The sequence below is a fragment of the Paraburkholderia sp. JHI2823 genome (assembly GCF_038900695.1).
Lineage (GTDB): Bacteria > Pseudomonadota > Gammaproteobacteria > Burkholderiales > Burkholderiaceae > Paraburkholderia > Paraburkholderia mimosarum.
In genome coordinates, this window is record NZ_JAYMRY010000075.1 from 1 (window position 1) to 14,027 (window position 14,027).

The 14,027-nt window shown below is 59.3% G+C and carries 9 protein-coding genes and 4 pseudogenes; 6 read left to right on the plus strand and 7 right to left on the minus strand.

The window, feature by feature from the left end; all coding sequences use genetic code 11:
• A partial coding sequence (locus VSR34_RS36370; protein ID WP_342964984.1) for a hypothetical protein occupies positions 1-190 on the minus strand: 190 nt, incomplete at its 3' end.
• 90 nt (positions 191-280) lie between these two features.
• Between VSR34_RS36370 and VSR34_RS36375 the strand changes: the two are divergent.
• Positions 281-1,001 (plus strand): annotated as a pseudogene (locus VSR34_RS36375) (IS6 family transposase).
• Between the two features lie 41 nt (positions 1,002-1,042).
• Here the strand turns inward: VSR34_RS36375 and VSR34_RS36380 are convergent.
• Entirely contained in the window at positions 1,043-1,546 is a 504-nt protein-coding gene (locus VSR34_RS36380) for a hypothetical protein (RefSeq protein WP_342964985.1), read from the minus strand.
• A 98-nt stretch (positions 1,547-1,644) separates the two neighbouring features.
• On the opposite strand from VSR34_RS36380, the gene VSR34_RS36385 reads away from it, so the two are divergent.
• Both VSR34_RS36385 and VSR34_RS36390 read left to right on the plus strand, forming a co-directional pair.
• A complete protein-coding gene (locus VSR34_RS36385) occupies positions 1,645-1,797 on the plus strand; it encodes a hypothetical protein (RefSeq protein ID WP_342964992.1) in 153 nt (50 codons plus the stop codon).
• 262 nt (positions 1,798-2,059) lie between these two features.
• Entirely contained in the window at positions 2,060-3,922 is a 1,863-nt protein-coding gene (locus VSR34_RS36390) for a hypothetical protein (RefSeq protein ID WP_342964986.1), read from the plus strand.
• 431 nt (positions 3,923-4,353) lie between these two features.
• Here the strand turns inward: VSR34_RS36390 and VSR34_RS36395 are convergent, their stop codons facing one another.
• Positions 4,354-5,415, minus strand: a complete 1,062-nt coding sequence (locus tag VSR34_RS36395; protein ID WP_342964987.1) for an IS110 family transposase — start codon at positions 5,413-5,415, stop codon at positions 4,354-4,356.
• Between the two features lie 216 nt (positions 5,416-5,631).
• Positions 5,632-6,263, minus strand: a pseudogene (locus VSR34_RS36400) (helix-turn-helix domain-containing protein); the annotation flags it as partial.
• A 229-nt stretch (positions 6,264-6,492) separates the two neighbouring features.
• On the opposite strand from VSR34_RS36400, the gene VSR34_RS36405 reads away from it, so the two are divergent.
• A complete protein-coding gene (locus VSR34_RS36405) occupies positions 6,493-7,116 on the plus strand; it encodes a tyrosine-type recombinase/integrase (protein WP_342964988.1) in 624 nt (207 codons plus the stop codon).
• Positions 7,109-8,116: a site-specific integrase gene (locus VSR34_RS36410; RefSeq protein ID WP_342964989.1), complete on the plus strand. Its 1,008-nt coding sequence runs from the start codon at positions 7,109-7,111 to the stop codon at positions 8,114-8,116. The genes VSR34_RS36405 and VSR34_RS36410 overlap by 8 nt, the downstream gene beginning before the upstream one ends.
• Before the next feature lie 124 nt (positions 8,117-8,240).
• On the opposite strand, the pseudogene VSR34_RS36415 reads toward VSR34_RS36410, so the two are convergent.
• From VSR34_RS36415 to VSR34_RS36425, 3 genes and pseudogenes are all read right to left on the minus strand, one after another.
• Positions 8,241-9,030: pseudogene (locus tag VSR34_RS36415) on the minus strand (IS66 family transposase); the annotation flags it as partial.
• A 66-nt stretch (positions 9,031-9,096) separates the two neighbouring features.
• Positions 9,097-9,814 (minus strand): annotated as a pseudogene (locus VSR34_RS36420) (IS6 family transposase); the annotation flags it as partial.
• A 427-nt stretch (positions 9,815-10,241) separates the two neighbouring features.
• The gene (locus VSR34_RS36425; RefSeq protein ID WP_342964990.1) at positions 10,242-11,690 is read right to left on the minus strand and encodes a sigma 54-interacting transcriptional regulator; all 1,449 of its coding nucleotides are present in this window, start codon (positions 11,688-11,690) and stop codon (positions 10,242-10,244) included.
• Positions 11,691-12,159: 469 nt separating this feature from the next.
• Between VSR34_RS36425 and VSR34_RS36430 the strand changes: the two genes are divergently transcribed.
• The gene (locus tag VSR34_RS36430) at positions 12,160-13,626 is read left to right on the plus strand and encodes a PHB depolymerase family esterase (protein ID WP_342964991.1); all 1,467 of its coding nucleotides are present in this window, start codon (positions 12,160-12,162) and stop codon (positions 13,624-13,626) included.
• The last annotated feature ends 401 nt before the right edge of the window (positions 13,627-14,027 follow it).

The following is a 14,027-nucleotide window of genomic DNA, read 5'->3' on the forward strand; positions in this document are numbered from 1 at the left end:
GGGCGGCAACAACCGCCAGGGCAGTCGTGAGTTCCATCACGGTATGCTTGAACCCGATGGGTGTCTGGTGCGATCCGGTTCGCAACCAGCTCGAGAAAACGGATGCGATACCGACCCTGCAGGCAGCTGTGACACGATAGCGAAACGAATTTCGCAGGATTTCAATGGCGATTGAAATAACCATCGTCATTGAAATCCTGCGATGGATAGATTTGCACCTTGACTTCGGCCGGCTAATGGGCGGTCAAGTAAAATCCGCCGACGACAACGCGTGACAAGCATGATGACAAAGACGAAGACGCCCTGCAAGACGCTGCCCGCTGGCATTGGCAAGGTACTGAAGCGGCTGCACTACCCGCTGGACGTGATCCTGCTGTGCGTCCGGTGGTACGTGGCGTACTCACTGAGCCTACGAAACCTCGAAGAAATGATGGCCGAGCGGAGTATCGAGGTGGACCATTCGAGCGTGCACCGGTGGGTTATCAAGCTGCTGCCAGTGTTTGAAAAAGCATTCCGCAAACGCAAACGGCCTGTCGGCAAAAGCTGGCGCGTCGATGAGAGCTATGTCAAGGTCAAAGGCCATTGGAAATACTTGTAGCGTGCCGTGGACAAGGCGGGCAACACGGTGGATTTCCTGCTGCGCGCCATCGGGACAAGGCCGCGGCGCGCCGCTACTTCGAGAAGGCGATTGAACAGAACGGCGAGCCCGAGACAATCACCGTGGACAGGAGCGGTGCCAATCTGGCTGCGCTTGCAGCGCTCAATGCCGAGCGTTTAACGCTGATCAAGGTCCGGCAAACAAATACCTAAACAACGTCGTCGAGCAGGATCACCGTGCCATCAAACGCATCATCAAACCGATGATGGGGTTCAAGGATTTCCGCTGTGTGCGCATCATCCTGTCTGGCATTGAGATCGCACACATGATCCGCAAGGGGCAGATGTGTGACGATGGCGTCGCCTCGACTGCAGCCGAACAATTCTATTCTCTCGCGATGTAAGCAATCCTCTTCACCTTAGGCGCCTGATCGTCGCATCGTCCTTAACGCGACACAACCCGACCACGCTGCTCACTGCACAGGTGCGGATCCAGGAACTCGAACAGGCGCAGGCTGCGGCCGCGGCAACGCGCGAAGCGCCTGAAGGCGAGCTGGCGCGTGCGCAGCAGGCGTTGCGCGAGCGGGACGCCGCCCTGGCGCAGGCGCGCACCGATTTTGCCGCCGAACTCAACCGGCAGCGGACCAGCACGGAGCTGGCCGAGACGCGCTTGCAGGCCGCGGAGAAGCGCGCGCTGCTCGAGATTGAGCGTGAACGCACGGCGAATGCGCGTCTGCAGCGCGAACTGGAGGGTGCGCAGCAACGCGCGGCTCGCGACGGTGAGCGCGCGCAGGGCAACTTGTGCTATCACGCGGGTATGCTGGAAGGACGTTTCGAAGCGATGCGGGCGAGCCACGCAGCCCAGGCGGAGGAACTTGAACGGCTCCGAAAGAAGCCGTCCGGTCCGGGCAGCACCGCACGACGTGCCTCGCGGCGCGCGGCGCGGCATGCCGCCGGCGTAATGAAAACCGCCGTTCGCAAGCCCGGCGTGAAGACATGACGTGCACAGGGCGCGGGCGACGAAAGACGGTCTGCCCGGAAATCGGCGTGCTGATGCGCTATGAAGAGCGTGTGGTGCGGGTGCTGGCCGAAGCGCGCGGTCAGCGCGTGATCATCGAATCACTCGACGATGATGGGCGGGCTTTCCGGAGCACGGTCAAGTGGGCGAATCTGGCGGCGTTGCCGGCGCAGCTGTTTTGACAATGTGTTTGGGTTGGGCGCGCTTTCGCAGGACCGATACAGGTCTTAATTCCGGTCGGACGCCCATTAGACGCAACCCTGTAACCATCAGGGTTGCGTAACCCCAAAAAAACGGCCTGCAAGTATGCAGGCCGTTCGTGTAGGCGGGGAGGAAGAACCGCGGGAAACCCAGACCGATAAATCCAACCCCTATTATTTCTGGCGCCGGGGCAATTCCCTCCCGACTGTGCAGAATAGTCGTTTTCCGGACCCTTGACAAGAGATGCGCACCGATCAGGCCATCACAGCGGAATACAGGCTCTCGCGAAAACAGCACATGTTCGCCGACTGCTGGTTCAACCTGATCCACGAGGCATCGATCGACTCGTTCCGCGTGCGGGCCATGAACCCGCTCAACATGGTAGACGAGTTGCTCCGAATCCTCGATGCGCGGCACGCCAACGACGCCGATCGCGTCCGCGTGATCGGTGAGGCGAAACTTGTCCTTGCCGAGGACCTGATCCTGTCCAGCCCTGTGTTCAATCCAGCGCGCGCCGAACTCAGGCTTCTGCTGGAGAGGGCTGGCGCGGCACCGAAGCCAGCGGCGCCGGGCCATGACAAGAAGCAGGCCGAGAATGCCAAACCGGGCAAGGCGAAATCTGTCCTCGCGGAAAGCCAGTCTCTCATCGAAGCCTTCGCGCGCGAGCTGCAGCACTTGCTGCGCGAACACTACCTCAGAACAGTCATCGACTGGCTGAAGGCAAAGCTCGCGGCGCCGGACGCCGCCATTGACGCGGATGAGCGGCGTGACTGGGCGCATATCGAGGTGGCGACCAGCACGATGCTCAGCGTGCTGGTACATCTTGGCTGGAGTTTCCAATCCCTCTATGTGCTGTACACGACGATACTCATTCCGCGCCGCATCGACGAGAAGAAGCCGTACGATTTCGCCGCCGCGCTCGACTCCGCGTTGAGCAAACTGCTCGCCCCGTCCGACGCATACGACATTACCTTTACCATTCGCGATGTCTCCAAGCCCGCGCAGTTTCCGAAATCTATCGGGGAGATCCGCTTCTCGACCAGGCCGCCGGAGGTGCCGCGACCGCCATCGGAGCTGATGGAAAAATTCCTCAAGCCAGCCGGCAACAAGCTGTTCGCGACGCTGACGGTCAAGGCGCAGGAGGCGAGGATGGCGGCAACGTCCGGCGACCAGATCAGCCAGGTGCTCGATGTCGTGCGCTACGGATACGAGCGTAAAAATCCGCGGCTGTCGGAAAGTTTCGTTGCAGTGACGAGTGGCAAGCAGATGTACCTCAAGGTCCCAGGTACGGTTAGCGCGCCATTCCAGTCGCTCACCGCGGAGCAGCTCGGTGAATTCATGGAGCGCCTTACCAATCTCGTGGTCAGCGATGGCCTGCGCCAGGAGGCTCGCAGCCGTGTTTTTTCGACGTTCCGGCTATACAGAACAGGGTCCGAGACGTCGAATTTCGAGAACAAGCTGGTGAACTGGTGGACCGCACTGGAGTTCATGGTCAAGGGCAGCAGCAGCGGTGCGATCGGAGATGGTGTCGAGAAGGCGATCAAGTCGACGGTCGCACTCGCCTACGTGCCCAAGCATCTGCGGACGCTGCTCAACGATCTAGCGGTCGAGATACCTGATCCAGCGGCCGGCACACCGGTCGCGTTCGGTAGCCTTCCGCTGGCGTCGCTGTACGGTCTGCTGAAAAGTCAGGCTGCCAGGGATGCCGTTCTTGCGGCCTGCGCGTCCCGCCCGTTTGTGTCTGTGCACGTGAAGCGGCTCCTCGCGTATGTCGAGAACCCGCAGAATCTGCAGTCAACGATGACAGGCCACGCAGGACGGCTGGGATGGCACATCCAGCGCGTGTACCGAGCACGGTGCGACATCGTGCATAGTGCGGGCCGCGTGGTGAACGCGGCGATGCTCTGTGCGAATCTCGAGTACTACCTGCAGACGGTGCTGACCACGTTCCTCGACGCACTTCACCGGCATCCTACGCTGCGCAGCCCGAAAGAGTTCTTCGATCGCCAGCAGCGCATCTACGAAAATCTCATCGAGGATCTGAAGGGCAACAGGGACGATTCGCTGATCCGCCTGATCGAGGCACGCGATAGCAGTTTTCTCTGACAGCTTGCGCCGTTACGATGAAAAGCTAACGACTCACGTCGGCCCCGAGCCGTGCGTAGCCGCCCGCGAGGACGTCTGCGAAGCGTCGGCAGGGGTGCGTGCAAGGACCTCCCCAAGTTAGCAAGATCGGTTTAGCAGTGATCGAGTAAGCGCCTTTGTCGTAGATCGGAACTTGCGTGGCAGGAACGGCGGCGAGACAGACTGCATGCCTATAAACGGCCTTGCTGGGCGCGCTGACGTCGATGCGCCCGGGCCCGGATAGTAACCGCGCAGCAGGACTCCATTCATTGAGCGGAACTTGCGCGGTGCGCATCGCCTTGCTGGCCTTCGAGTTCGCCTGCTGCCGGTCTGACCTGTCGCTATCCTTGCGTGTTACGTCCTCGACCATGAAGTCAATTCAGTGTGGATATGGGTGCATTTGGGTTCAAGCCTTACGCGCCCGCCGCCCCACCATGGCGGGCGGGCGCGTGCGATGGATCGAAATGGTCGCCCCTGGCGAGCACCGCCCACAGGATGCGGGCATGCTTGTTAGCGACGGCGACGAGGGTGCGGGAGTAGCCCACGCGCGCCTTCAACTGAACGATCCAGCGGGAGAGCCGGTCGTTGCGTCGGGGCGCGGTGAGGACCGCGGAGCGTGCGCCCTGGAACAGTAGCGTGCGCAGATAGTCATTCCCCTGCCTGGTGATGCGGCCGAGCCGCTGCTTGCCGCCGCTGCTGTTTTGCTTGGGCACGATGCCGAGCCAAGCGGCCATCTGCCTGCCGTTTCTGAACTGCTGTGCGTCCACCACGGTCGCGACGGTGGCTGATGCCGTCAGCCGACCCACGCCACATACATCCATGCAGCGCTGTGCCTGCGGATCGTGCTTCGCGTGGTCGCCGATCTGCCGGTCCAGCCACGTAATCTCTTCATCCAGTGCCTGCCATTGGGTCCAGCCGTGCATAAGAGCTTGACGGGCCGGACCGTTGAGTTCGTTGCTGCCGTCCTCAATGTGTTCGACGAGTTGTTTGCGCAACCGGTGGATGCCTTGGGGCAGGAAGACGCCGAACTCGCCCAGCAGCCCTCGCAACCGGTTCACGAGTGCGGTACGCTCCTCGACGAATCCGGTGCGCATCCGGTGCAGCACCAGTACGCTCTGCTGGGCTGGTGACTTTACTGGAACGAAACGCATGTTAGGGCGACCGGCGGCTTCGCAGATAGCTTCGGCATCCTGTGCATCGTTCTTTGTCCGGGTGCCACCTTTGCGATAAGGTGCAACAAATTGTGGGGGAATAAGGCGTACCTGATGTCCAAGCGCGTGCAGTTTTCGGGCCCAGTAATGGGCAGCACTACACGCTTCCATGGCGACGAGGCAGGGCTGCAGATTGGCGAACCAGCTCAGGAATTGCTCACGGCGAACGGCCTTGCGGATCACAACGTGCTCCGAGCGGTCAACCGCATGAATTTGCATGACGTTCTTCGCCAGATCCACACCGACACGCATAATCTGTTCCATGACTGCCTCCGCCCGGAAGGTTGTGTAGCACGAGCAATGATGGCACCCAAACGGTGCCGGTGCTGAGAGGGAGAGGTCCTTACTAATTCATTGAGCCACGATATTTGTATCGTCCTAGGTGCAGACATGTTAGTAATCATGGAAGGCAATACGACCAGTTGCGCTATTGCGAGCGACCGGGCGACCCAGCGTGGTCAGAGACCCTGGCATGAGCGTACGCTCGGGCTCCGCGCGGTGCGCTCGCAGGTGGGCGGCGAACTGTTCGATGGTGGCGGCATCCTTGCCTTCGGTGACGAACACGACCTTGCGTTGTTCGGCGTCGGCCACCAGCGTCAGATAGTTGTGGCCCCGCCTGTAGGCGGTCTCGTCCACAGCGGCGCTGGTCATGCCGGACAGGTCGATCGCGGCCAGCGCAAGTTGGACGTATGGCTTGCAGATCGCATGCAACCCGGTGCCACGATTCGCCGACGGCGCGGGCTACAGCAGCAAAGGGCATCTGCTGGGCGAGCGTGAGCACCATCGCCTCGACCAGCAGCGTGAAACCGCTGAGCTTGCCGGCCCAATCGGGCTCGACAAGCGCTACGCGGCCCGTCGGGCAGCTTCACGCGCGGCGTGTGTACTTCGAGGTAGCAGTCGTGCTGGAAAAAGTTCAGGTGCCGGTAACGCTTGACGATGGTGTCGTGCACGGGATGCGCGCCGGCCACTTCAGGATGCGCGAAGCAACTTCCAGCAGTGAAATCGATCTGGATCGCCAGCAGCTTGGTCGCCGCGTCGAAATCGACGCCGCTCACGAACCACGGATCGTCGTCCCGTTTGAGCCAGGTTTTCGTGTGATCCGACGTCGACAGGATAGGTTGCAGTCGTATACATGGCCTCGTCCCGTTTGCCAAATGATCTGTTCTATAGCGGGCAGGTTTGGATTGCATATATACATTCGGCCGTGCAACCATTGAAGAGTTAAAGCTATTGCTGCCAAACGATCGGCGCCTTGTTCATGCGGGCGGTGTGTACTCCTGACCGCGTGCGAGCAATACCCAGATCGTCCTGGCTATCTTGTTGGCGAGTGCCACAACGGCGATGGAGAAAGAAGTCGTCGAACTCCTCTCAGCGTCAGCTGCGATGTTGCCCACCGGTTCGATCAGACCGCTCACCTACGAAACGCTATTCGGCCTGATTGCGGCAACTGGACTCCGTATCTCAGAAGCTATCAATCTGTCCATGGACGACGTGAACCCTGCTCAGGGCACGCTGATAGTGCGTGAGACGAAGTTCAAAAAGTCGCGCGTTATTGTGTTGCACCCAACAGTGACTCTCGCGCTGAAGCGATACAGAGCCCGCCGTACACTGGTCATCGCCGCTGAGCCGTGCGATTCATTCTTCGTGAGTCTTGCCGGCAGAAAGTTGGATGCGAGAACAGTTCACTGGACGTTCGCTCGTCTCCGTGATCGACTAGGGTGGGTCGCTCGAGGCGACCACGTATCGCCTCGAATTCAGGATCTGCGTCACACGTTCGTTTGTCGGCGGATTCTGAAATGGCATCAGGAAGGCGTGAATGTCGACAACCGGATGATTGCCCTGTCAACCTATCTGGGGCACGTGAAGCCGAGCGATACCTATTGGTATCTGAGCGCTGTGCCCGATCTCATGGAAACGGTGAGCGAGAAATTCGCGTCCTTTGCTGAAGGGGTGGGTCATGAGTAAAGTCCGTCCGACACCGTGTTTCGCCACGCTCATACAGGACTTCTTCGTCGAACGATTGATGGATCAGCGCGCCGTCAGCCCGGAGACGATCTCCAGCTATCGAGATACGTTTCGCCTGTTTCTCAGATTTGCTTCCGAGCGAATCGGCAAGTGCCCGTCCGATCTGACGCTGGCCGACATGGACGCGCCGACGGTGCTGGCGTTTCTCCGACATCTCGAGGTTGATCGGCATAACTGCGCGCGCACACGCAATGTTCGACTTGCAGCGGTTCGGTCGTTCATGAAGTATGCCGCCTATCGTGACATTGCATCGATGGACGTTATCCAGCGTGTGCTTGCGGTGCCAATGAAGCGGTGTGAGAAACCTATGGTTGGATTCCTGTCGCGCGATGAGATCCAGCAGCTAATCGCGGCGCCGGATCCTGACACCTGGTTCGGTCAACGCGACAGGGTCCTCCTAGCCACCATGTATAACACCGGGGCACGGGTATCGGAGATACTTGCTCTGCGTGTCGGCGATGTCATCCTTGGCCCTGCACCCTTTGTCCGTATTCTTGGCAAAGGACGAAAGCAGCGCACAGTTCCACTATGGCGTTCAACGGCCACACTAATCAAGCGATGGTTACCACGTATCCAGGATGAACCGGGTCAACGACTGTTTCCGAACCGGTCGGGCAACGCAATGACTCGGTCCAATGTCGCTGACAGGCTGAGAATTGCCGTAACGCGGGCAAAGGGCCAATGCCCGCATCTCGCCAAACGATCCGTATCTCCCCACCTGGTGAGGCACGCGACAGCCATGCATCTACTTCAATCCGGCGTTGACCTGTCCGTCATCGCTCTGTGGCTGGGGCACGAAAGTCCGTCGACCACACATGGATACATGGAAGCCGATCTCACCATGAAAGAGCGCGCGCTGCACAACATTCAACCGCCGCACGTGAAGAACCGTCGATATCGGCCGCCAGACCGTCTTCTTCAGTTCCTGGAGTCGCTGTAATTATGCGTAGTTCGCCGGACCGGAAATTCTCGGGTACCGGCCCGGCGACTCGCACAGCATTGATCGGCAACGAACGGCTCCGCGTAATTTGCCGCTGTGCATTATTCCTTCCCAGGCTCATTTAGCGCAGGGCGTTTTCGGCAAGGGCGTTGCTGATCTCAACGCGCCCGTCTTCGCAGTACAGAACGAGCGCGTCCCATTGATTGAGCGAGTAGCGTATCGCCTTTGCCAGCTCAGACTTCGTCGACAGCGCTGCGATTTTGTCCGCCATCCACGCCTTGATGGCCGCGAGCACCGCGAGGCTTCTCTGCTGCCGTACGCGCAACCGTTCGACGGCTGGCTTGCCGCGGATGTCAGCTTCAATGCCATAGAGTTCGCCGATCAGCTCGAGTACGAGCCTTGTCGCATCGGTCGGCGTACGGACGTGAACGTCGTATATGTACCGTCTCGCGTGATCCCAGCACGCGGCTTCGCGGATCTTGCCACCCGCATATAGCTCGTTGAAGCCGCCGTAAGCGTCGGCCTGCAGGATGCCCTTGAATCCGGCGAGATGAGTCTGCGGATGAATGCCTTTGCGGTCAGGCGAGTAGGCAAACCAGACTGCAGCCGGTTCCGTCGAGCCCGATCGGGTATCGTACGCGAACGTAGACCTACAGGCGCCCCGTGCGGGTCTTCCTGTTGCCCGGTGCAAGCACCGGAATCGGCGTGTCATCCGCGTGCAGCTTGAACGATGCCATCGTGTAGATCCGCAGCGCTTCGGTCAACGGCTCGCACAGGGCCTCGCACTGGCCGACCCAGCGCCCCATGCTGGCAGGGTCGAGCTTCACACCGTCGCGTGCGGCAATGGCCGACTGTCGGTACAGCGGTTGATGATCAGCGAACTTCGCGACGAGGATGTCGGCCAGCAGGCTCGGATGCGGGTTCTGTTGCAGTAAGGGTGTCGGGACGAGAAATGTCGATATGCTAAGTATTGCGTATGACACAAGGGAGTAAAACTGCCGGGAAGCAGACGACGGGGCTTTGCCCGCACATTTCATCTGTCCTTTCCTGATCATGTGCATTACCTCGAGGCCGCCGAGAATGACCCTCGCACGGCGGAAGTTCTTGAATCCCTGCATCGGCCGGGTCCGGCGTTTGATAGCCCGATGGTCCTGTTCGACAATGTTGTTCAGGTACTTGATCTGGCGGACCTTGATCGGTGTCTCGCGATCGGCATTCACCGCATCCAGTGCGGCCAGATTGGAGCCGCTTTTGTCGATGGTCACGGTCTCTGGCGTACCATTATGGGCGATCGCCTTTTCAAAGAACCGCCGGGCAGCGACCTTGTCCCGCCTGGCCCTGAGCAGGAAGTCGACCGTGTCGCCCGCCTTGTCCACTGCCCGGTAAAGATATTTCCACTCGCCTTTGATCTTGATATAGCTCTCGTCCATTCGCCAGCTTTTCCCAACCGGACGCTTGTGCTTGCGCAAGCTCCTTTCGAAGAGCGGCAGCAGTTTGATGACCCAGCGGTACACCGTCGAATGATCCACCGCGATACCACGCTCGTCCATCATTTCCGCAAGATTGCGCAAACTCAGCGAATAGGCCACGTACCATCGCACGCACAGCAAAATCACTTCAAGCGGGTAGTGAAGGCGCTTCAGGACCTTGGCCAGGCCCGGTTGCGAGTGTGGTTCGCGGTGTCTTCGTCTTCTTCATCGCACAGCTCAAAAATTCGCTACCCAATTTTAACGTGGGCCTTACTGCAGCAGAACCCCACACCGTGTGGCTCTGGCAGCGATGCTAATCCGCGTTTGATTCACCACGCCAGGCCAGCCCACGCCTCACGGAAAGTCATACTGCCTTAAAAATATCGAAACCCTGTCTGAACGAGCGAGGCTACCTCTCTGTTGCTACTATCAATGGCCGCAATCGCTTGTATCGGAGGGCAATCGCTTTTCTTACCGACGGGAGTCCATCATGCCGTTTCTGGAACTTGTACTCAATCATGTCGGATATCACAATCAACGCCTGCAGACAATGAGTTGGGGCGGTCGCAACCTATATCCTTTCCATGAATTGAAGCTGAGGAGCTTCGCCGGGATGGCTCGGCAGGCGCGCGGAGCGGCTAGTCCGCCGATCAATATCAGATCCCGAGTGCGGTCATTTTTTTATAGAAGGTCGCGCGTCCGATACCGATCCGCGCGGCCGCCTTAGATACGCATCCGTCCTCGGATCGCAGTGCCGCACTGAGAAACCGCTTCTCGAACATCCGCATCGCGTTGTCGTAACTTGCTTCATTGATATCCACGTCACACGCCACCCCCTGTTTGCGGGAAAATTCTGGCTCAGAGACCGTCGTATCGATGTCGTTGACGAATGCAGCCAGCATGTTGGCGTCGATGCACTGGCGATCGGAAAACAACACGGCCCGTTCGAGCGTGTTTCTTAATTCGCGCACATTGCCCGGCCACGCGTGCTCACGGAGCAGTTGCAATGCATCTTCACTGAGTTCCGGGCGGCCGATATGGTGGTGTGCCGCTAAGTCATCGAGAATCATGTCCGAAAGTGCGGCAATATCGCGCGCACGCTTCCTCAACGGCGGTGTTCGAATGGTGAGCACGTTGAGCCGATAGTAGAGGTCAGCGCGGAAGCGATGTGCGGCGACGAGCTCGGGGAGCGCGACAGAGGTCGCCGCAATGATTCTCGCATTGCTCGCGACCACGCGATTCGAGCCAAGGGGCTCGAATTCCTTCTCCTGCAGCACGCGTAGGAGTTTGCTCTGCAGCGAAAGCGGCATGTCACCGATTTCATCCAGGAAAAGCGTGCCGTCGCTAGCGAGTTCGAACTTGCCCACGCGGCCTTTGCGGTCAGCGCCGGTATAGGCGCCTGCCGCAGCGCCGAAAAGTTCGACTTCGAGCAGGGAATCGGGAATCGCTGCGATATTGACGGCGACGAACGGCTTGTCGGTGCGTGCAGATGCCCCATGGATCGAGTGCGCGATCAATTCCTTGCCGGTTCCGGTTTCACCAAGTAGAAGCACGGGAAAATCGACTTGGGCCGCGCGTCGCGCGAGGCGCTTGACTTCCATGCTAGCAGGGCTCGTCCCGACGAAATTTGACAGGCCGTACCGAGGCCGCCGTGTGTGTGTTAGCGCATCTCGCGTCGCGACGAGCTCTGCTTGCAAGCGCGAATACTGGCTGAAGAGCGGCGAGAGTGCTTTCAATTTCCCAAACAGAGCAAAGCCGATAGCGCCGATCGTGGTGCCGTTGTCATCCTTCAGTGGCAATCTCGTTACGATGAAAGGTTCATGCTCGGTTTCAAGTATATCCAGCAGAATTGGTTTTCCGGTTTCGACGACTTCTCGCATGAGGCTGTTGGGGATAACGGCCTCGCAATCTAGACCGATCGCGGTCTTGGGATCGGCAAAACCGAAGTGAGCAGCATATTTCTCATTGATCCAGACGACTCTGGCCTGTCGGTCGACGATCAGAGTGCCCTCGCTGGAATTGCAGAAAGTTTCGAAGAGCGAACGCATAGCGCGTCCCCACACATAGCTGTAGTCGCTGGGGATGATGCCGACCTCGGTTGCCATTCGGATTTTCTCCCTCTATGACAGTGCCGCCCGGTCCCGCTTGCTGCGAACCGTATCGGATTAGAGACGAAGATGAGAAGTGTCTCAAGTTGGGGATTCTCGCGGGAGTGGGATTTCCCCTACCAATCCCATCCTATCGCTTGCGCGGGCAAAATTCCGGGCATGAAGTGTGGATTCCTCAATGTCGATTCTGGGTCGGAATGGCAGAAAGGAGCGATGAAGCGGTCTTTGACCGTTGAAGGACGCGCCGTGCCCGTCGGTCATATGACTGCGCGCAATGCAGTCTCGGCATGGATGCTGCTTCTGCTTCGCAGCGGTGCGAAGCGCGGCGGTTCGTCCGTTTGTTTCTCAACTCAGTTGGCGACGTGTCGCTTGCTCCGCCGAACCGGTCGGCCGCTCAATGTGGGATAGCCCACTACGTGCACTCGTTTGTTTCATCAGCTGCATCCCTACAAGTAAAGGAGACGCCATGCGACTGCTTTCACGACCTCAATGCCGATGGATTGCTGGATTCTTCGTCGCGCTGCTGACGACTTCTGCGTTGGCCGCAGTCACACCCGGCCCCGGAACATGGAGTGCGCAGCAGACTTGGGCCGCTGATCCCGTCAACGGCGGCAACCTGACCGGCTATTACTACTGGCCGGCGAGCCAGCCAACGACTCCCAAGGGCCAGCGGGCGCTGATACTGGTGCTACACGGATGTTTGCAGACCGCATCCGGCGACGTGATCAACAACAGCAGTACGGCCGGTTTCAACTGGAAAGCCATTGCAGATCAATACGGCGCGATTATTCTGGCTCCGAATGCAACCGGTAATGTTTATAGCAATCACTGCTGGGATTATGCGAACACGTCCCCTAGCCGTAGTGCCGGGCATGTCGGTGTGCTGCTGGATCTGGTCAACCGCTTTGTATCGAATTCGCAGTACGCGATCGATCCCAATCAGGTGTACGTCGCGGGCCTGTCCTCGGGCGGTGGCATGACGATGGTGCTGGGTTGCATCGCCCCAGACATTTTCGCAGGAATCGGGATCAATGCCGGGCCGCCGCCGGGAACGACCACGGCGCAGATTGGTTACGTGCCAAGCGGCTATACGTCGACGACAGCTGCGAACCAGTGCAGGGCATGGGCGGGATCCAACGTCAGCATGTTCTCGACGCAGATCGCAGGCGCGGTCTGGGGAACATCGGATTACACGGTCGCGCAGGCGTATGGCCCGCTCGACACTGCGGCTTTCCGAATCCTCTACGGGGGCACCTTTACCCAAGGCGCGAAAGTGACAATCCCGGGCGGCGGAACGAACACCCCGTATTCCGACAGCAGCGGAAAGCTTCGGACGCACGAGATCTCGGTTTCTGGCATGTCGCATGCATGGCCGGCTGGATCTGGCGGCAAGAACGCTAACTACGTGGATGCTACCCACATCAACTATCCAGCTTTCCTAATGGACTATTGGGTCAAGAATAACCTTCGCGCGGTATCCGGCCCGGCACCGTCAGGCTCCGCACCGACCGGCCTCATAGTGTCGGGTACGACGCAGACCACAGTTTCGCTTTCGTGGAATGCCGTAGCGAACGCAGCCAGTTACAACGTCTATCGCAATGGAGGCAAGGTGGGGTCGTCCACATCTGCCAGCTATACCGATTCAGGGTTGATCGCAGGGACGACCTATTTCTATACGGTGACCGAAATCGATCCGAATGCGGGTGAGAGCGCCCAATCATCGTCGGTATCTGCGACGACGCAATCGAGCTTCGCGTGTACAGAGACCACAGCCACCAACTATGCGCATGTACAGGCGGGCCGTGCGCATGATTCCGGGGGCACGGCCTATGCGAGCGGGTCGAACGAGAGCATGGGACTGGACAACGTCTTTTATTCGAACACTCTAGCGCAGACGTCAGCCGGATACTACGTCATAGGTAATTGTCCATAACGCTGGTCACGTGTAATGAAACATCCGAACGCACGTCTGCTCCATCCAGACGAACGTAACGATAGATGCGTTCAGCATGCTGGCTGCATCTTTCGTTGGACCGGTACGGGATGACGAGCTGCTGCTACGACCCGGTATGCTCGCCTACATGCGCGATCTGGTGATGCCGGACGCTGCGCCGAGCGACGTGGCCGCCAAGGCGGCGGCGGAGCAGTCGACGCTGTCATGATGAGGCGAGCCGATTGGCGCCTTCGGCGGCCCGTACACGTCCGTCCCTAGGCAGTATGACTTCACGTGAGGTGGAGGGCTGGCCTGCCGTGAGGAATCAAACGCGGGTTAGCATGACTGCCAGAGCCGCACGGTGTGGACAGGGCCACACCCGGCGATTTCCAGCTCGGAGG

What these genes read in the sequence shown, in the direction of transcription:
- VSR34_RS36380 (WP_342964985.1), bottom strand. Translation starts at nt 1,546, where the DNA reads ATGCCGCGCCGCGCGCCGCGAGGCACGTCGTGCGGTGCTGCCCGGACC.
- VSR34_RS36405 (WP_342964988.1), top strand. Translation starts at nt 6,493, where the DNA reads ATGGAGAAAGAAGTCGTCGAACTCCTCTCAGCGTCAGCTGCGATGTTG.
- VSR34_RS36430 (WP_342964991.1), top strand. Translation starts at nt 12,160, where the DNA reads ATGCGACTGCTTTCACGACCTCAATGCCGATGGATTGCTGGATTCTTC.
- VSR34_RS36395 (WP_342964987.1), bottom strand. Translation starts at nt 5,415, where the DNA reads ATGGAACAGATTATGCGTGTCGGTGTGGATCTGGCGAAGAACGTCATG.
- VSR34_RS36390 (WP_342964986.1), top strand. Translation starts at nt 2,060, where the DNA reads ATGCGCACCGATCAGGCCATCACAGCGGAATACAGGCTCTCGCGAAAA.
- VSR34_RS36410 (WP_342964989.1), top strand. Translation starts at nt 7,109, where the DNA reads ATGAGTAAAGTCCGTCCGACACCGTGTTTCGCCACGCTCATACAGGAC.
- VSR34_RS36425 (WP_342964990.1), bottom strand. Translation starts at nt 11,690, where the DNA reads ATGGCAACCGAGGTCGGCATCATCCCCAGCGACTACAGCTATGTGTGG.